This is a genomic window from Stenotrophomonas sp. 10L48 (genome assembly GCF_056395105.1).
Map to the genome: position 1 here is coordinate 15,428 of NZ_JBFTIX010000012.1, position 16,816 is coordinate 32,243.

The 16,816-nt window shown below is 65.7% G+C and carries 25 protein-coding genes; 9 read left to right on the forward strand and 16 right to left on the reverse strand.

All coding sequences use genetic code 11. The features are described 5' to 3' along the window. The first annotated feature begins 79 nt into the window (after nt 1-79). Nucleotides 80-1,546: an MFS transporter gene (locus AC1DCU_RS17610; RefSeq protein ID WP_282279402.1), complete on the forward strand. Its 1,467-nt coding sequence runs from the start codon at nt 80-82 to the stop codon at nt 1,544-1,546. 84 nt (nt 1,547-1,630) lie between these two features. Here AC1DCU_RS17610 and AC1DCU_RS17615 read toward each other — a convergent pair whose 3' ends face one another. The 5 genes from AC1DCU_RS17615 to AC1DCU_RS17635 all read right to left on the reverse strand — a co-directional run bounded on the left by AC1DCU_RS17615 (nt 1,631) and on the right by AC1DCU_RS17635 (nt 4,991). Continuing rightward, nucleotides 1,631-2,083, reverse strand: coding sequence for a PA2169 family four-helix-bundle protein (locus AC1DCU_RS17615; protein ID WP_032952113.1), 453 nt, complete (start codon nt 2,081-2,083; stop codon nt 1,631-1,633). Nucleotides 2,084-2,292: 209 nt separating this feature from the next. Next, nucleotides 2,293-2,790: an Ohr family peroxiredoxin gene (locus AC1DCU_RS17620; protein ID WP_025879021.1), complete on the reverse strand. Its 498-nt coding sequence runs from the start codon at nt 2,788-2,790 to the stop codon at nt 2,293-2,295. A 32-nt stretch (nt 2,791-2,822) separates the two neighbouring features. Then, nucleotides 2,823-3,590 carry an SDR family oxidoreductase gene (locus AC1DCU_RS17625; RefSeq protein WP_282279403.1) on the reverse strand — a complete coding sequence of 256 codons (768 nt, stop codon included), beginning with the start codon at nt 3,588-3,590 and terminating at the stop codon, nt 2,823-2,825. A 115-nt stretch (nt 3,591-3,705) separates the two neighbouring features. Then, nucleotides 3,706-4,737 carry a LysR family transcriptional regulator gene (locus AC1DCU_RS17630; RefSeq protein ID WP_282279404.1) on the reverse strand — a complete coding sequence of 344 codons (1,032 nt, stop codon included), beginning with the start codon at nt 4,735-4,737 and terminating at the stop codon, nt 3,706-3,708. Next, nucleotides 4,734-4,991 (reverse strand): sigma factor-like helix-turn-helix DNA-binding protein, encoded by a 258-nt coding sequence (locus AC1DCU_RS17635; RefSeq protein WP_227416521.1) that lies wholly within the window; start codon nt 4,989-4,991, stop codon nt 4,734-4,736. The genes AC1DCU_RS17630 and AC1DCU_RS17635 overlap by 4 nt, the downstream gene beginning before the upstream one ends. A gap of 144 nt (nt 4,992-5,135) precedes the next feature. On the opposite strand from AC1DCU_RS17635, the gene AC1DCU_RS17640 reads away from it, so the two are divergent. The 3 genes from AC1DCU_RS17640 to AC1DCU_RS17650 all read left to right on the forward strand — a co-directional run bounded on the left by AC1DCU_RS17640 (nt 5,136) and on the right by AC1DCU_RS17650 (nt 7,041). Continuing rightward, nucleotides 5,136-5,633, forward strand: coding sequence for a carboxymuconolactone decarboxylase family protein (locus AC1DCU_RS17640; protein ID WP_442251665.1), 498 nt, complete (start codon nt 5,136-5,138; stop codon nt 5,631-5,633). A gap of 35 nt (nt 5,634-5,668) precedes the next feature. After that, nucleotides 5,669-6,076: a cupin domain-containing protein gene (locus tag AC1DCU_RS17645; protein WP_442251666.1), complete on the forward strand. Its 408-nt coding sequence runs from the start codon at nt 5,669-5,671 to the stop codon at nt 6,074-6,076. Nucleotides 6,077-6,159: 83 nt separating this feature from the next. Beyond that, nucleotides 6,160-7,041, forward strand: coding sequence for an RNA polymerase sigma-70 factor (locus tag AC1DCU_RS17650; RefSeq protein ID WP_032976696.1), 882 nt, complete (start codon nt 6,160-6,162; stop codon nt 7,039-7,041). Nucleotides 7,042-7,535: 494 nt separating this feature from the next. On the opposite strand, the gene AC1DCU_RS17655 is transcribed toward AC1DCU_RS17650, so the two are convergent. The 7 genes from AC1DCU_RS17655 to AC1DCU_RS17685 all read right to left on the reverse strand — a co-directional run bounded on the left by AC1DCU_RS17655 (nt 7,536) and on the right by AC1DCU_RS17685 (nt 12,117). Continuing rightward, nucleotides 7,536-8,489 carry an alpha/beta fold hydrolase gene (locus AC1DCU_RS17655; protein ID WP_282279406.1) on the reverse strand — a complete coding sequence of 318 codons (954 nt, stop codon included), beginning with the start codon at nt 8,487-8,489 and terminating at the stop codon, nt 7,536-7,538. Between the two features lie 91 nt (nt 8,490-8,580). Then, nucleotides 8,581-9,501 (reverse strand): MBL fold metallo-hydrolase, encoded by a 921-nt coding sequence (locus AC1DCU_RS17660; RefSeq protein ID WP_282279407.1) that lies wholly within the window; start codon nt 9,499-9,501, stop codon nt 8,581-8,583. Between the two features lie 312 nt (nt 9,502-9,813). Continuing rightward, a complete protein-coding gene (locus tag AC1DCU_RS17665; protein ID WP_032976692.1) occupies nt 9,814-10,878 on the reverse strand; it encodes an alpha/beta hydrolase in 1,065 nt (354 codons plus the stop codon). Nucleotides 10,879-10,955: 77 nt separating this feature from the next. Further along, nucleotides 10,956-11,255, reverse strand: coding sequence for a hypothetical protein (locus AC1DCU_RS17670; RefSeq protein WP_025879032.1), 300 nt, complete (start codon nt 11,253-11,255; stop codon nt 10,956-10,958). Then, complete coding sequence (locus AC1DCU_RS17675) at nt 11,243-11,458, reverse strand: hypothetical protein (RefSeq protein WP_025879033.1); 216 nt, start codon at nt 11,456-11,458, stop codon at nt 11,243-11,245. The genes AC1DCU_RS17670 and AC1DCU_RS17675 overlap by 13 nt, the downstream gene beginning before the upstream one ends. Nucleotides 11,459-11,501: 43 nt before the next feature. Beyond that, a complete protein-coding gene (locus tag AC1DCU_RS17680; RefSeq protein WP_223483464.1) occupies nt 11,502-11,759 on the reverse strand; it encodes a hypothetical protein in 258 nt (85 codons plus the stop codon). A gap of 97 nt (nt 11,760-11,856) precedes the next feature. After that, nucleotides 11,857-12,117, reverse strand: coding sequence for a hypothetical protein (locus AC1DCU_RS17685; protein ID WP_478014240.1), 261 nt, complete (start codon nt 12,115-12,117; stop codon nt 11,857-11,859). 137 nt (nt 12,118-12,254) lie between these two features. Here AC1DCU_RS17685 and AC1DCU_RS17690 point away from each other — a divergent pair, with 137 nt between their 5' ends. Next, a complete protein-coding gene (locus AC1DCU_RS17690; protein WP_033832298.1) occupies nt 12,255-12,557 on the forward strand; it encodes a hypothetical protein in 303 nt (100 codons plus the stop codon). A gap of 20 nt (nt 12,558-12,577) precedes the next feature. Here AC1DCU_RS17690 and AC1DCU_RS17695 read toward each other — a convergent pair whose 3' ends face one another. Further along, entirely contained in the window at nt 12,578-12,898 is a 321-nt protein-coding gene (locus AC1DCU_RS17695) for a hypothetical protein (protein ID WP_442251668.1), read from the reverse strand. A gap of 195 nt (nt 12,899-13,093) precedes the next feature. Here AC1DCU_RS17695 and AC1DCU_RS17700 point away from each other — a divergent pair, with 195 nt between their 5' ends. Next, nucleotides 13,094-13,735 carry a glutathione S-transferase family protein gene (locus AC1DCU_RS17700; protein ID WP_442251669.1) on the forward strand — a complete coding sequence of 214 codons (642 nt, stop codon included), beginning with the start codon at nt 13,094-13,096 and terminating at the stop codon, nt 13,733-13,735. 120 nt (nt 13,736-13,855) lie between these two features. Here AC1DCU_RS17700 and AC1DCU_RS17705 read toward each other — a convergent pair whose 3' ends face one another. Continuing rightward, a complete protein-coding gene (locus AC1DCU_RS17705) occupies nt 13,856-14,182 on the reverse strand; it encodes a nuclear transport factor 2 family protein (protein ID WP_442251670.1) in 327 nt (108 codons plus the stop codon). Nucleotides 14,183-14,269: 87 nt separating this feature from the next. On the opposite strand from AC1DCU_RS17705, the gene AC1DCU_RS17710 reads away from it, so the two are divergent. Beyond that, complete coding sequence (locus tag AC1DCU_RS17710) at nt 14,270-14,614, forward strand: winged helix-turn-helix transcriptional regulator (protein WP_049469382.1); 345 nt, start codon at nt 14,270-14,272, stop codon at nt 14,612-14,614. Between the two features lie 128 nt (nt 14,615-14,742). Further along, nucleotides 14,743-15,063 (forward strand): hypothetical protein, encoded by a 321-nt coding sequence (locus tag AC1DCU_RS17715; RefSeq protein ID WP_313445601.1) that lies wholly within the window; start codon nt 14,743-14,745, stop codon nt 15,061-15,063. A gap of 18 nt (nt 15,064-15,081) precedes the next feature. Here the strand turns inward: AC1DCU_RS17715 and AC1DCU_RS17720 are convergent, their stop codons facing one another. Beyond that, nucleotides 15,082-15,750, reverse strand: a complete 669-nt coding sequence (locus AC1DCU_RS17720; RefSeq protein WP_442251671.1) for a hypothetical protein — start codon at nt 15,748-15,750, stop codon at nt 15,082-15,084. Between the two features lie 135 nt (nt 15,751-15,885). On the opposite strand from AC1DCU_RS17720, the gene AC1DCU_RS17725 reads away from it, so the two are divergent. Continuing rightward, nucleotides 15,886-16,032 carry a hypothetical protein gene (locus AC1DCU_RS17725; protein WP_161763242.1) on the forward strand — a complete coding sequence of 49 codons (147 nt, stop codon included), beginning with the start codon at nt 15,886-15,888 and terminating at the stop codon, nt 16,030-16,032. Between the two features lie 57 nt (nt 16,033-16,089). Here the strand turns inward: AC1DCU_RS17725 and AC1DCU_RS17730 are convergent, their stop codons facing one another. Further along, the gene (locus AC1DCU_RS17730; RefSeq protein WP_235189962.1) at nt 16,090-16,626 is read right to left on the reverse strand and encodes a hypothetical protein; all 537 of its coding nucleotides are present in this window, start codon (nt 16,624-16,626) and stop codon (nt 16,090-16,092) included. Nucleotides 16,627-16,816 lie beyond the last annotated feature (190 nt).

Below are 16,816 nucleotides of genomic sequence, written 5' to 3' on the forward strand. Positions count from 1 at the left end.
TACTTGAAGAACACCGGCAATGAAACAAACAGTCGAAGTTGCTTGAATGGGCCTTCGTCCTTCCCCACCCGAGTGCCCGGTGTCCCTCTTCCCCCGCCGCAGACCGCCCAACTGGATCCTGATCATCGCCTCGCTCGGCTGCACGATGACGGTGCTGGAAACCAACGCCGTGGCCGTCGCCCTGCCGACCATCGCGCGGGATCTGCAGGCTGACTTCGCCGACATCGAATGGGTGATCAGCTGCTACATCCTGACCTTCACCTCGCTGCTTCTGCCCGCCGGTGCCATCGCCGATCGTCATGGCCGCAGGCGCGTGCTGCTGATCGGCATCGCACTGTTCGCCCTCTCATCGCTGACCTGCGCGCTGGCCCCCACGGCCAGTGCGCTGTATGTGGCCCGAGCGTTGCAGGGCGTGGGTGCCGCTTTCCTGCTGGCCCCATCACTGTCGGTGATCGGCCACGAATTCCACGAGGGCAAGCAACGCGACGATGCCTGGGCCTTCTGGGGCACGGCAATGGGCATGATGATGGTGCTCTCGCCGCTTATCGGTGGGCTGTTGTCCTCGCTGTGGGGATGGCGCTCGGTGTTCATCGCGATCCTGCCCTTCCTCGCCTTCCTGGCCTATGGTGCTATCCGCTGGGTTCCCGACACTGCCGACACGTTGGTACGCCCGCTCGATCCGCCCGGCATCATCACCTTCAGCATGGCGATCTTCGGCATCGTGTTCTTCCTCGTGGAAGGACTCGCGCAGGGATGGACATCGCCGGTGGCCCTGGCCGGCCTGGGCCTGGGCATCGCGATGGCCGCGCTGTTCACCTGCATCGAGCTCACGCGTCGGCATCCGATGGTCGACCTGCGGCTGCTTGCCAGCCCGCGCTTTGTCGGTGCACTGATCGCCATGATCGGCTACGCGGTCAGTGCGCAGGTGATGGCCTCGATGCTGCCGCAGTACCTGCAGAACGGCGTCGGCCTGAGTGCGCTGGCCACGGGCGCCGGCATGCTGCCGTTCGCTGCGGCGATGCTGCTGTTCCCCAGCGTGGGCAGGCGCCTGGGCAGACGATTGTCGAGCGGGATGGTGCTGGCCATCGGCCTGTCCATCACTGCCGCCGGCAATGCGCTGGCCGGTATCGGTGCATGGCACAACCAGCCGACGGTGGCGCTGCTGGCGATGGTCATCATCGGCGCAGGCGGTGGCATCCTCAACGGCGAAACATCCAAGGCGATCATCGGTTCGGCGCCCCGCGACCGCGCAGGCATGGCCTCGGGCATCAGTGCGACGACGCGCTTCGTCGGCATCCTGCTCGGCTTCACGGTCCTCTCCAGCGCCCTGACCGTCGGCATCCGCGCCGGACTCTCAGCACGCGTTCCTGCAGATGAAGTCATGCGTCTGGCCGACACCATCGCCACCGGTGCACTGACCCGAGGAGCCCCGGTTGATCTGGCGCGGGCGATCTACAGCCAGGGCTTTGCCACGTCCCTGTGGACTGCCGCCGCAGCAGCGACGCTTGCCAGCCTGGCCGTTGCCCTGCTCAGGCCACGCGCCTGATCGCAGATGGCAGACGTAGAAACGACCAGGGCAGCACTGGGCTGCCCTGGTCGCGGCGATGTGGGGGACGATCGCCGGATGCGATCAGGCAGCCTTCATCGCATGCTTGCGATCGCGCATCACCGAGTGGCATTCCTGCACTTCCGGCAGCCACTGGGTCACTTCCTGGCGCACCGCCGGCGGCAGGTCGTTGTCCTTCAGCACATCCTTGAACGCGCCAAGCAGGCGATCCTCGGACTCTTCAAGTTCGGCCACGTAACCGTAGTTGGTGTCACCGAAGGCCGCGCGCACCTTGCCGTAGAACTGCTGCATGGAACCGACCATGGTGCCGTGCTCGGCCGGCTTGCCGCCGGTAGCGGCCACCGAACTGCTCAGCGAGGACACGATGCGGCCCTTCACGCCGGCGATGCGGACGAACAATGCCGACAGCTCGGCATCCTTCACCTTGGTTGCGGCTTCCTCGTAGAAGGACTTGCCATCACGTGCGATCTCGATCAGGTCGTTGAGGCGATGCTCGATGGTGGACTGGGTGCTCATGTGTAGTCTCCTCTGGGGGAAAAAGGGCAACAGTGGAATCCGTTGCCTGCGAGCCCAGACTGGCCGACCGGGTGTGGTTCGCGGGTGAGCATCGATTGATGCGGTGATCATGCTGCCCAACGGCGCCCCACCCACTCACGCGGGCGACGCGGTGTCTTCACCGCATCTGAATCCTGGCAATGACCTGCCCGATCATCCGCACCGCATGTCTAGTCCACCGCTACCCGCACCACGTGGCTGATGCCCCGATGGAACATCTTCGCGTACGGACAGACCCGCTCGGTGTTGCGCACCAGTTCGGCTGCACGTATCGGGTCCATGCCAGGCAGGCACACCACGATCTCGGCCGACAGCAGGTACAGGCCGTCCACGGGATCTCGCGCGAACGTCACCGCTACCTCGATGCTCGGCTCGACCAGTTCCATTCCCGCACGCGCAGCCACCAGCACCATCGCACCGTGGAAGCAGCCGGCGTAGCCCGCCGCCAGCAACTGCTCGGGATTGGTACCGCCACCGGGTCCACCCAGCTCAGCAGGCAACCGCAGGTCCACTGACAGCGCACCGTCATCGGACCGCACCACGCCCGACGCGCGGCCATGCTGTGCCACGCCACCGCTGACCCGCACCCGTCCGGTATACAGCGGGCGCACCTCATCACCGTGGTACTTGTCGAGCACCGTGTGCGGAGGTGGTTTCAGCCCGGTCATCGCAGGTTCCTGCTGTCAGCGTCCACCGCCGATCAGGCCGGCTGGCCCTGTGCCAGCCCGGACTGCTGCAACCAGCGCTCGAAGCTGATCGTGCCGAGCCATGCCTGGCCCACCGGCACCAGCGTGTCCTGCTGCAGCTGCGCACCGAAGTAGCGCGCCTGGGCATCGCCAACCACTTCACGCGCGTCACCGGTTGCCTGCAGGAAGCGCTGCGCCAGCACCGCCATCGATTCGCGTTCCGGGCCGGCGATCTCCACCACGCCATTGGCTGGTGCCTGCAGCGCGATGCGCGCAACCGCATCGGCTACATCCTCGGCGGCGATCGGCTGCACTGCGGCGGTCGGCAGCTGCAGGGTCTGGCCGTCACCGGCTGCCTGGAGGATGCCCGGCAGGAACTCGAAGAACTGTGTCGAGTGGATGATCGTGTACGCCAGGCCCGAATCGCGGATCAGGCGTTCCTGGGCGATCTTGCCCCGGAAATAGCCGCTGGCCGCCAGCTTGTCGGTACCCACCACCGACAGCGCGACATGATGGCGTACGCCTGCCTGCGCCGCGGCCGCCAGGATGTTGTGGCCGGCCGTCACGAAGAACGACAGCACCGCCGCATCTTCGAACGAGGGCGAGTTGGCCAGGTCGACCACTACCTCGGTGCCCGCCATCGCAGCGGCCAGGCCCTCGCCGCTCAGCACATCGATACCGGTGGAGGGTGCAGCGACGACGACCTCATGGCCGGCCGCATGCAGGCGATCGACCACCTTGCTGCCGATGCGGCCGGTGCCACCGATGACGAGGATCTTCATGACAGGTCTCCTGGAGCGTGGAAAGTTCGGATGTGGCTGCATGCTAGGAACGCATTGGCCGGCGCAGTAGATCCGCAGCGGGCCACGCACTGTTGCCGCATCGGCACCAATGCGGTCATGCCCATGTCGGGGCCGAATCGCGCTGCGCTGCCGCCTGCTGCCGCGCTTCCCAGTGCGAGAACACATCCAGATCCAGCGCGCGTATGCGCTGGGTGCTGAAATCGATGAACGCGCGGATCCGCTTGGGCAGCTGGCGTCGGCTGAGATAGCACAGGTAGTGGCCACGATCGTGAGGCGCGTAGCGGTCCAGGCAGGTCACTGCAGCGCCTGAGCGCAGCGCATCACTTACCTGGTAGCTGGGCAACTGGGCGACCCCAAGCCCGTCGATCACGGCCTGCAGGACAAGATCGGCGTCATTGAACACCACCTCCGCCGGCGGCTGCAGATTCACGTCCTGGCCGTCCACACGGAAGTCCCAGCGCTGCAGGCGCCCACCAGGCAGGCGTCGACCGATGCAGGCATGGCTGGACAACGCTTCGATGGTGTCTGCCAGGCCATGTGCCTGCACATACGCGGGCGACGCACAGACCACCAGCTGCATCGGCACCAGCTGCTTGGCGATCACCTGGCTGTCTTCCAGCACGCCATCGCGGAACGCTACATCGATGCGATCGGCGGCCAGGTCCGGTGCCTGCTCGTCCAGCAGCAGCTCCACAGAGACCTCTGGATACTCCGCGCGGAACGCAGACAGCAGCGGCGCGATCACCCGTCGTCCGAAGCCATGGGTCGCACTGATCCGCAGATGCCCGCGCGGTGGTCCCTCGCGCAGGTCGCGCATTTCGTCCAGCGCCTGCAGGATGCTGGCAACGCCCGGGCTGCAGCCCTCCAGGAACAGCTCGCCTTCGCGGGTGAGTGTTGTCGAGCGCGTGGTGCGCAGGAACAGGCGCACGCCCAGTTGTCCCTCCAGCTTCTGCACGCTGCGGCTGACGGCCGACCGACCGATGCCGAGGCGATCACCGGCGCGGGCGAAGCTGCCCTCGGCGGCYACCGCGATGAATGCCAGGACCCCGGCATAGCTGGCGGAAAAGGACGCCGTGAGGGAATCGCGGCCGTCGCTGGCCAGGCAGAACTGCGGCATGACATTCATGGTGTTCCGGGCTCCTGGAAGTCGCGTCGGGCAAGCAGGTGGGCGCGTGCACGGGCCAGTCGCTGGCGGCATGCCGGCAGCTCCAGCCCCAGCAGCGGCGCGATGTCTTCAAAGCCCGCGCCCAGCACGTCATGCAGCAACAGCACGGCCCGCATGTCCGGTGGCAGTTCGTGCAATGCGGCAAGGAAGGCCTGCCAGACCCGCTCACTGGCGGGGCAGGCTGCTGCGCGGTTCGGGGCGGATGAGGTGTCCATGCCCGGCAGACGGGCGAGCATCCGCCGCTGTGACAGGCCATTGGTGTTTTTCGTGCAACACCGTGCAGCCCTGCCCTCGCCTACCGCCCCGCGTGCAGCGGGCCTAGCCTCGCTGCGTCCCTCAACTCCCATCGGAACACCGTCATGAGCCAACGCCTGGACTACGCCGCACAGTCGCCCGAACTCTTCAGGAAGCTCGGCACCTTCTCCCACGCCGTGCACAACAGCTCGATCGAAGCGGCCATCATCGACCTGGTCAACATCCGCGCCTCGCAGCTCAACGGCTGCGGGTTCTGCCTGGACATGCACGTGAAGGAAGCGACGATCCGTGGCGAGCGCGCACTGCGCCTGCACCATGTCGCGGCGTGGCGCGAATCGAACCTGTTCAGTGCGCGCGAACGGGCCTGCCTGGCGTGGACCGACACACTTACCCACCTCCCAGCGCAGGGGGTTGCGGACGACGTGTATGAGCGCGTGCGTAGTCAGCTGTCCGAACAGGAAATCGTCGACCTGACCTACGCGGTGATGGCGATCAATGCCTGGAACCGCGCCAACGTCGCCTTCCGTACGCAACCCGGCTCGCTGGACCAGGCCTTTGGCCTGGACCAGGCCTTTGGCCTGGACAAGGCCGGTCTGGCCTGAGCGTCGACTGCACACTTTCCTGCTGGAGACCTGCCATGCGTTCTCTCCGTTCCCTGGCGCTGCTGGCCCTGCTGCCGTTGACCAGCATCGCCGCCACACCGCCGGCCACCGCGCCCGAGCCCATCGTGCGCGAGGTCATGACCCGTCCGTTGCCGGAACAGCCGGGCAAGGAAGCACTGATCCTGACGGTGCAGTACCCACCCGGCGGCGCCGATCCCGTGCACCGGCACGACGCCCACGGCTTCGTCTATGTGCTGCAGGGCCGCATCGTGATGGGCGTGGCCGGTGGCCGCGAGGTCACCCTCGGCCCGGGGGAGGCCTTCCATGAGGGCCCGGACGATCTGCATACCGTCGGCCGCAATGCCAGCCAGACCGAACCGGCGACATTCGTCGTGTTCCTGATCAAGGACATCGGCAAGCCGGCGGTACTGCCACCACGCTGACCGCCACCGGTCCGGGGCAGTACCCGCCACTCCCACAGGTCCGCCGGTGTCACAATCGGCGGAGCTGTCCCGTCTCTGCTGGCATGGACGACCCCACCGCACTGTTCACCCGACTACGCCCGCGCCTGTTCGGCGTGGCCTACCGCATGCTCGGCTCCTCGCACGAGGCCGAGGACGTGGTGCAGGATGTCTGGCTGCGCTGGCATGGCGCCAACCAGCAGGACATCGAGAACGCCGAAGCCTGGCTGGTGGCCACCACCACCCGCCGCGCCATCGATGGCCTGCGCCTGGCCCGGCGCACGCGCGAGCACTATGTCGGCATGTGGCTGCCCGAGCCGCTGCTCACCGAAGACACCGGCACACCCGAGTACATGCTGGAAACGGCCAGTGATCTGTCGGTGGCCTTCCTCAACGTGCTGGAGCGGCTGGCCCCGGACGCGCGTGCCGCGTTCCTGCTGCACGATGTGTTCGACCAGGATTACGACGTGGTGGCACGCACGCTGGACAAGACCGAAGCCGCCTGCCGGCAGATCGTGCACCGCGCACGCCTGCAGCTGCGGCAGGAGCGACCGCGCTACAACGTGCCGCAGGACGTGCACCAGAAACTGATGCGGCGTTTCGCAGAGGCCATCGCCAATGGCGACTTCAGGACGATGAAAGCCCTGATGGCCGAATCGGCCGTGCTGATCGGCGATGGCGGCGGCATCGTCACCAGCTTCCCGAAACCGATGGTCGGCGGCGCACGCATCGCACAGCTGCTGTACGCCCCGCACCTGCGGCGCAAGGACCAGCTGCGCATGGTGCCGAGCATGATCAATGGACGACTGGGGCTGCTGCGTTACTTCGACGAGGTGCTGGAATCGGCAATGGCCTTCGATACCAACGGCGAGCAGATCGTGCAGATCCTGGTGCAGCGCAACCCGCACAAGCTGCAGGGCCTGAACCAGCCAACCTCGATCCAGTAGATCCACGCCATGCGTGGATGCGGTTGCTCTCATACACGGCAAAGCCACGCATGGCGTGGCTCTACCGGCGGGCTTTCCACCCTGTGTCGATCCAGTAGATCCACGCCATGCGTGGATGCGGTTGCTTTCATGCACGGCAAAGCCACGCATGGCGTGGCTCTGCCGGCGGGCTTTCCACCCTGCGTCAATCCAGTAGATCCACGCCATGCGTGGATGCGGTTGCTCTCATGCACGGCAAAGCCACGCATGGCGTGGCTCTACCGGCGGGCGGTCCACCCTGCGTCAATCCAGTAGATCCACGCCATGCGTGGATGCGGTTGCTCTCATGCACAGCAAAGCCACGCATGGCGTGGCTCTACCGGTGGGCTTTCCACCCTGCGTCGATCCAGTAGATCCACGCCATGCGTGGATGCGGTTGCCTTCATGCACGGCGAAGCCACGCATGGCGTGGCTCTACTGCGGTTCTCCGTGCTGCCTGACGGCTGCCCTTGTGGCTACTTCTGCTGCAGGAAGGCCAGCAGGTCCTGGTTGACCTTGTCCTTGTGGGTCTCGGTCAGACCATGCGGCGCACCCGGGTAGACGATCAGCCTGGCGCCCTTGATCAGCTTGGCCGACATCCGTCCCGCCACGTCGATCGGCACGATCTGATCGTCGTCGCCGTGGATCACCAGGGTCGGCACATCGAACTTCTGCAGGTCAGCGCGGAAGTCGGTCGCCGAGAACGCGGCGATCGAGTCGTAGGTGTTCTTCTGCCCACCCAGCATGCCCTGCGCCCACCATGCATCGACCATCGCCTGGTTGACCTTCGCGCCCGGTCGGTTGAATCCATAGAACGGACCAGACGGAATGTCCTTGTACAGCTGCGAGCGGTTCTCCAGCTGCGCCTTGCGGATGCCGTCGAACACTTCGATCGGAACGCCACCGGGGTTGTCTGCGGTCTTCAGCATGAACGGCGGCACCGAACTGATCAGCACGGCCTTCTTCACCCGTCCCGTGCCATGGCGGCCGATGTACCGCGCCACTTCGCCGCCGCCGGTGGAGAAGCCCACCAGTGTGACGTCCTTCAGGTCCAGCGTATTGATCACCGTGGCCAGATCATCGGCGTAGTGATCCATGTCGTTGCCATCCCAGGGCTGGCTGGAACGACCGTGGCCACGGCGGTCGTGTGCGACCACCCGGTAACCGTGGTCCGCCAGGAACATCATCTGCGATTCCCAGCTGTCCGAATCCAGTGGCCAGCCATGGCTGAAGGTCACCACCGGCCCGTTCTTCGGGCCCCAGTCCTTGTAGTACAGCTGCACACCATCGGCGGTGGTGATGGTGCTGGCGGTGCGCGTGACAGCGCTGGGTGCGGACGGGTGTGCCGGCGCGGCGGCCTGGGCGGACAGGCCCGCCTGCATCGCCAGGGCCAGGGCAGTTGCAGCGAGGGTGCGGGTAACGGTGTTCATGGTGGACCTCCAGCGGATGGGTGGGTTTCGACAGGGGCTACTGTGCGCCCCTGTCCGGGACCATTGGTGACGTGAAGTCCAGAAAACTTGATCAAAAATCCCAGAACGCCGGCACCCAGCGGAACGCATCGCCCTCGCGGGACACGCGGCCCACCGACGGGAACGGCAGGTGCGTGGCCACCAGCATCTCGCCGGTGCCGGCCAGCGCATTGAGCAGTTCAATGCGCACCCGCGCCGCTTCCTCCGGGTCGTGCTCGAAACCGTTGTGCCAGTTCGGTTGATCAAAACCGACGGCGAACACGGCATCGCCAGCAAAGGTCAGCGCCTGGCCCCCCGAGGCAACGCGTACCACGCAGTGGCCCGGCGTGTGGCCGCCGGTGCGGCGCGCGACTACGCCCGGTGCGATCTCATGCTCATCCTCGAAGGTGTGCACGAAACTGCCGTACTCGGCCCAGAAATGCGTGGCCGTTGCGCGAAGCGCGTCCGGGAACCCCTGCGGCATGTTGGTGCGGGTGAAGTCGGGTGACTTCCAGAACGCCACTTCCGACGCCGCAACGTGGATCTTCAGGTCCGCCCGCAGCTGTGCTTTCACTCCGTCCACCAGCAGGCCACCGATGTGGTCCATGTGCATGTGCGTGATCACTACATCGGTGATCTCGCGCAGGTCGATACCGGCAGCGCCGAGGCGACGGATCAGCTGGCCGGCGCGCGGCAGCTGCAGGTCCGGGTCCATGCCCAGGCCGGCGTCGATCAGGATGGTGCGCTCACCACTGTGCACCACCATCACGTTCAACGCCCAGTCGAACGCATCCTGTGGCAGGTACATCTCGTCGAACCATTCGGCGCGCTCGGACGCCTGCACGTTGTGGCCGAGCATCTGCGTCGGCAGCGGCAGCACGCCGTCGCTGACCACCAGCACATCGATATCACCGACTTTCAGGGCGTAGCGCGAGGGAACAAGCTCGTCGAGCGCGGGCGCGGCAGGGGCAATGGTGTTTTCCAGGCTGAACATGAGGCGATCTCCACGAAGGTTGGCTGGCAGGCAGTGAAGCAGGGCCGGCGGACAGTTCCGGGGTACGCCTTCGCACGGCGCAGGGCATGGCGTTGCCGGGCAGCAATGCCCTGCAGCACAGCGCCGCTGGTTCGATTGAAGACGGGATCCACGAGCTGTCGTGGCCCCGGAGCACGGCAAGGGCCGTGTGGGATCAGCGTAGGCAACGCAGGCGGTGCGCAGTAGACCCGCAGGCGGGCTCGTGGCGTTGCCTTTTGGGAAGCAGTGGGCGACGTGGTTCCCGCCCACCGCCTGCCACCCGGTGGGCTTCGCTCAGCCGCCCTTGCCCATCAGCCAGCGGATGGCCTGTGGGAACGAGGTCTTCCAGTCGTCCGGATAGAAATGGCCACCCTCATGGGTACGCGACCGGAGCTCGTTGCCATCGCTGAAAAGGGCGCGGAAATCCGCGCTCATCTTCTGGTTCGCCGGCCCTTCCTGCTCGCCGTTGATGACGAACACCCGCTTGCCGTGCGCGCTGCTCTGCGTGGGCACCGGCTGGCGCCAGCCACCCGGCGACACCAGCAATGCGCCGGCATAGTCATCCGGATGCTGCGCCAGCAGCGCGCCGGCATGCTGCGAGCCCTGCGAGAAGCCCATCAGGTACACCTGCTTGCGGTCGATGCACTGGCGCGCGGCCAGTTGCTCAAGCCCCGCCTGCACCACCTTGTGCGTGCCCTCATACGGGCCGGTCCAGCTGAAGCTGTCGAACGACTCGCGCATCTCCGTACCGTTGATGCCCAGCAACACCACACCAGCATCGGCCAGCGGCTGCTCGCTGCTGTCCAGGTGGCCGTTGATGCCGTAGCCGTGCAGCCACACCAGCACCGGCGCACAGGCCGGCATCGCAACCCCCTTCGAAGGGGGCAGCACCGAGATGGCGCCCACCTTGCCCACCGATACCTTCGCGTAGCGTGCCTGTGTATTGGCCAGCACCTGCTTGAAGAATGGCGTTCCGCGCAGGTGCTCGAAGTCATCGTTGTCGGCCAGCGCGGGCGCGAACCACATGCCACGCTCATCGGCTTGGCGCAGATAGCGCTCGGCCAGCGCATCGTCACCGCGGCGTGCGAACAATGCCGCTGCGTGGTACGGCGCCTGCGCCAACGTGGGGTCTTCGCGGGTTGCGGCCAGATAGAGCGCCAGCGACTGCAGCAGCGTGGCGTCGTCTTCCTCGGCCCGCTCCATCAGGTCCTGCGCATCGTCGGCATTGATCAGGGCATTCAGCACCGGGCTGATCGACTTGAACGCGATGGTCGAGGCGCTGTCCTGTTCCTCGGCGTGTGCGGTTGGCGCGCAGACAGCGAGCGCCAGGAAAACAGCAAGAGCAGACAGCTTCGGCATGGGGAATCTTCCGTGATTGCGGCAACGCGCGGGGCGCGCAGTCTAGCAACCTCCGGGCCGATCAGATCGCCCTGCGCTCAACCGTAGGCAGGATGGCTGCCGGTAAGCACGCCCATCGAAAACGCGTAGCCCGCTTCTTCCAGCAACAGCCGCATGCGCAGTTCCGCCCGGCGCGGAACGCACAGCCCGCTCGGTGCGTACAGCGCATAGACGAAGCCGGCGCCTTCTACGTGCTCGCGGCGCACCGAACAGTTGTTGGTTTCTGCGGCATCGGACCACACGGCCCGCAGCTTCTCCGGGCCGATGGATTGACCGTTGCGCAGGCGGAACGTCAGCCAGCGCACGCCCAGCGGCGGATGGTAGGTCAGGTTAGCCATTGCGCACCTTCAATACGGCGGCGGAGATGGTTCAGGACGTCCGGTTGCAGATCAGGATGCTCGTTGCGCGCGGACGCCGGCAGATCGATGCGGACAGCGCCGTTGACCAGCGCGGGGGGATCGGTGTGCAGGTCGATCCACCATCCATCGGGAAGGCGAAGCCCGCGTCCGTCCCTGTCATAGAGGTTGATCTGAAAAGACATGACGCTCGCTCCCATTGGAGTTCGAGCATACGCCTGCGCGATGTCACTCCAGACTGCGACCCGCCGACGCGATTTCCTCGACCCGCTTGGCACACACGAAAACGAACGCCTCGTCCTGCTGCACCTTCAGGAACGAATCCAGCCAGCGTGCCGCAGCACCGCGGTTGCCGATCACGCCCCCGAGTTCTTCGGTAAGGCAACGCGCGCACTCCATGCCACCCGGACTGGGAGCCTGGCAGGCGCGGCAGCGCGCCATCGTCGTCGTTCTTGCCGGACGGCACTGGTACATGATCTTCGTCATCAGGCTTACCGCACGGGCATGGGATGGCATCAGCGCTCTTCCCGAACGTTGGACAGAGGAAAGCCGCGCAACGCGCGGCCTCTTCTTCGCTTACTGCTCAGCGACGGGTGTCACGGCCCGGCTCGCTCTTCTGTTCCTGCCCGGACTTCTGCGGGCCGACCGGCTTTGCATCCTGCTGGACCTGCTGCTCCTGCTGGCGCTGCTTGCCGTCCTGCTTCCGGTCGCCGCCCATTGCGTTGCCATCAGTTTGGCCGTGCTGGGCGGCCTGCTTGATTCCGGTCGGGGCGTTGGTGCGGTCGGTCTGGCCTTGCGGCGTATTGTTGTTCATGTCTTGCTCCACCGCAGCGATCTGCTGCAACGCCACTGTGGGCGTGGGCCGGTTACGCAGCTGCATGAAAGCCGGAGATTAATGAACGGGCACCATGAACAGCGCTGCGCGCACACAGACTCCTGACATGCACAGGTGTACGTTGGCGTTCCAACAGGAGAGGTCTCATGGAACGCATCACCAACAAGGACTTCGTTGACGTCGAGCGCGAGCTGCAGCACTGGCAGGCCGCGTTCCAGACGGGCGATCTGCCCGCCATCAACTTCCGCCACGAGGTCGCACCGGTCATCCGCCTGGCGTGCGACATCTATGTCCGCAACCCACATGGCACGCGCACGGCGTGGCTCACCGATCTGCAGTCACGGCTTGCGCTGCGCACCAGCCTGCGTGGCCACCCGGGGTCGGCGGAAATGGCGATGGGCTGCTGGGCGCGCCTGTCCGGGCCGGCATTGGCTTCGCAAGCGGGCTGAGACAGCAAGCTGCTGGCAGATCACTCCTCGCTGGCGAGCTGGTTGCCTTCCTGCATCAGCTGATCATTCAACCGGTTCACCAGCGCGATGACCGCATCGGCCAAGGCACGCGCATCGGCGATCGAACCGTGGAAGGCAATGCGGGTGCCCTCCACCTTCACTTCCGCCAATGAAAGCTGCGACGCCAACGTCGCGCAGTGCTGCAGGAAGCGGCCGGTCCACTGTTCATCGGGCGCCTGATCGAGCAGCGCAGTGATGGCTTCATCGGCAGTCGCATCGACCTGCTGGTGAAGCCGTGGCACGTCGAACCCAACGATGCGCGGCAGTCTGGACGTGCTCACGTACTTCCCCAAGGGTGTGCAGGACGGCAGTATCGCTGCACCGACCCTCCCGGGCGAATCGTCCGACGTGAACCGTTCATCCGGGCCGGCGATGCCACGCCCTCGGTCAGCGCAGGCGTGTCGATTGCCGACCCGTCCGCGCGTCAAGAGAAGAAAGGCCGGCCAACGTGGCAGCCAACGCCGATGGACATCCTGATGACGCCGATCCTGACCGCATTCAAGCATTCCCCGGACCGTGGCCAGGGGCTGGCCCGTGACATGCGCGTGCGCTGGGCGCTGGAAGAGCTGGGCCTCGCCTACGACGTCCATCTGCTCACCTTCGAGGAGATGAAGCAACCCGCACACCTGGCGCGGCATCCGTTCGGTCAGATTCCCACCTATGAGGATGGCAACGTAGTGCTGTTTGAATCAGGCGCGATCCTGCTGCACCTGGCCGAACAGCACCCCGGGTTGCTGCCCGCCGATACGGGTGCGCGCATGCGTGCGATCACCTGGATGTTCGCCGCGCTGAACACTGTGGAGCCGCCGATCGTCGAACGCTCCATGGCGTGGGTGCTGGAACGCGAACAGCCCTGGTACGCGCAACGGCTGGTGATGCTGGACGAGTGCGTGCGCAGGCGGCTGAGCCAGCTGTCCGCCCGGCTGGGCGATGCACCGTGGCTGGACGGAGACTTCAGCGCCGGCGATCTGCTGATGGTGTCGGTGCTGCTGCGGCTGCAGAGCAGCGGCATCGTCGGCGAGTATGCAAACCTTGCTGCCTACGTTGACCGCGCGACCGCGCGGCCCGCCTACCAGCGCGCCTTCGCCGCACAGCTGGCGGTGTTCCAGAACCCGTAGCTCCACCCCGCGCTCAGTAGCTCCACGCCATGCATGGAGATCACCATCCATTGGTACTGCTACGCGTAAATCGGCAGCCATCCGCGTGCCACCCGATCTCCGGAAGCAACCGTCACTGAATCAGTGGATGTCCAGCGCGACGATGCCATCCCCTTGCAGGGTGAACGCGTGTGTCAGCACCACCGGGCTGCCCGGAAACGTGCCACTGACCTGTGCAGACACGATGTGTCGACCGTCCTGCACGTGCAGCTGCAGGGGGACCACGTGTTGCTGGTAGGCCGCACGCGTCTGCGCCACCCAAGCGGCAATCGCCGTGTGTCCCTGGTGTTGCTGGCGCTCATCGCGCACCGTCGCGCCTGCGGCAAAGCACTGCTCAACGTGCGTTCCGGGCTCGCCATTGGCCAGCAGGAAATAGCGGGACAACGGCGCGGGAAGATCAATCGACATTGCAGGCACTCCAGGCGGGACTGGCGCTATTCTCGAACCGCACCCTGGCCGCCACAAGAACGCACCTGAAGGTAAGTGACCCACCCCATGAGAAAGGCCTATACCCCTGAAACCGCCGCCGCGGACGTGGCCCGTGCACTCGCACTGCTGGAAGGCCGCTGGAAGCTGTTGATCCTCTTCCACCTGTTCGACGGCAAGGTGCAGCGCTATTCCGACCTGGAGCGGCTCATCCCCGGCATCTCGCAGAAGATGCTGGCGCAGCAGCTGCGTGCACTGGAAGCCGACGGCATCGTGCTGCGCACGGTGTATCCGCAGGTGCCACCGAAAGTGGAGTATCGACTCAGTGCGTGGGGGCAGGCACTGTGCCCGGCACTGGACGCGCTACTGCTGTGGCAGGAGCAGAAACCAGCGGCGGGCGAGCCATCGGCATGACCACCTTCAGCGCAGCCACCATGCTGCTGCGAATGGTGAACACCCCGTAAAACGGCCATCGCGCGTGCCGCCACGCGCACTGCACCATCACCTACGCTCAGGTTCCGCCCCCTGCCCGGACCCGGATCATGCCCTTGATTGCCATCGCGCTTGCCTCAGCACTGTCCGCCCTGCCCGACATCGGCTGGGAGCGCGAGCGGGCCGAAGATGCCCACCAGCTCATGCTGTGCCAGATCCACCGCGACCAGCTGGCCGATCGCGGGGAGCAGTCGCAGACCTACCAGCAGGCCAAGGCCGTCTGTGATCTGCTTGCGCGCGAGTACAAGCAGAACTGGGATTTCGACGCCCACGATGCGCTGGCGGCGGAGGCAGTGGACTTCTTCGACCTCCTGCAGCGCGGTGAGGCCACGGCAGTGCCACCGCGCAAGTCCGATCACGCTCTCGAGTGATCGCCGCCCTGTTGAAGATCAGAGGATGACGGCAGCAAACAGGCCGACAACCCCGATCGTCGTCAGCAGGAACGAAACCACTACCGAGCCGAGCGCACGCAGCGCTGATCCTCCATTCAAGGCCACGAAGGCCCGCATGCGGGCCCACAGGTACCACGCAACCGCCAGCGCGCCGATGGCTGGCGCGGTGAACGGGCCGGCCTGCGCCGGGGAAGCGGCTGCCGCCTGCGCCAGCGCGAGTACCACCACGAACGGGCATGCGATGAACGCCTGGATGGAGAAGGGCTCGCGCAGCGTCTCGCGGTTCACGGGCAGCCGCTGACGCCGAAGCGTGCCCAGTGCCGCGCCGAGCGCGTACACGCAGAACACCGCAGAGCGGGTGAGCAGCAGCCCCTGCTCGCTGCTGAAAAGCAGCTGCCCCATCGGCGTACTGAGTCGGGGCGAGGACATGCGCATCGCCATTTCCAGCGCATGGGCGATGGCCACCGACAGGATCAGCATCAGCACCGGGCTGATCGCATCGGAAAACCGCTGGTCCGAATCCTTGCCGAGCTCGCGGCGGGTGTAGAGGGCGACCTCGCCGGGGTGAATCAGTACCCGCCAGAACATCCGCGGATAGAACACCAGCCAGCCGACCAGCTCGTAGAGGAATTCTTCCAGCGATCGCAGCAGTCGTATGAGGTCCATGACCGCTGTGGATAGCGTGCGGCGCGTGAAGCCGGGATCACGGGCGGGGTCTGCGCCTGCGATGCAGCTGTCCCCCCGACTTCTGGCAGTCACCGCCGGCCGATGCTCTCGTAGCGTTCGGGCTGCCCACAAGCAATGCTGGGCAACCTGGTGGCCCACCGGCAGCTGTTCCAATGGGGCATTGCCACCTTCCTGGTCGAGCAGGTCGCCTTCCTGCTATCCCTGAGCCTGTTCCGTCTGCTGCAGCACACGCATCGCGCCACAGCGGTGGCCGCGGGGTGACATTCGCACTGGGTCTGGTACCGCGCCCAGCTGACAGGTGGCCGTTTTCAACCCGCTTTACGAATCATGCTGTCGCAGCCAAGCGGGCATTGCCTGCGCATGTTCAGCAAGTCCCAGCTGACGTCGGGTCCGAGTGATCATGCTGGCGATTTCTGCTTCGAATTCAGCGCCGTTCTGCACACTGCAGAGAAGCGCCTCGCATCGGTGCTTGAGGTTGATCGCCCACGGCACGTCGTGCGGATCGGCAATGATCTTCTCGAACAGTTGCCTGCTCTGGTCAACCGCACCAGAAACGCCTGCCGCGACTGCCGCGTGGTAGTGGCCCCATAACGACAGGCCTGCGTTGGCTGCCATCCAGGCCTCCACGTGCGAAGGCGATGCGAAACGCTCCCGCAATGCGAGCACCTCCTGCCCCGCGCGTTCGGCCAGGAACGTCGCCGCCAGTGCGAACTGCGCGTCACTGATGAATTCGTGGAAACCCTCGACCCTGTGGCCGGCATCGAATGACAGGAAGTCCTTCTCATTCCAGAGGAAGCACGCCCCAACGTTCAGATAACTTCCTTTGCTCCACGAAGACTGCTGGAATTCAACCATCCCGACCCACCACCCCTGGTCGTCCAGCCAGACTCTGGAGCGCCCTTTCTGCACACAGCCCAGGGGGCGGAGATGGGTTCTGGCCGCTACGGTGATCAAGCGCGAATGTGCGGGTGCCGGCATTGGATGCATCCTTGCGTTGCGGAAGCTGCCAGGAAGCCTACGTCAGGGTGGTGCACAACGGGTGGCA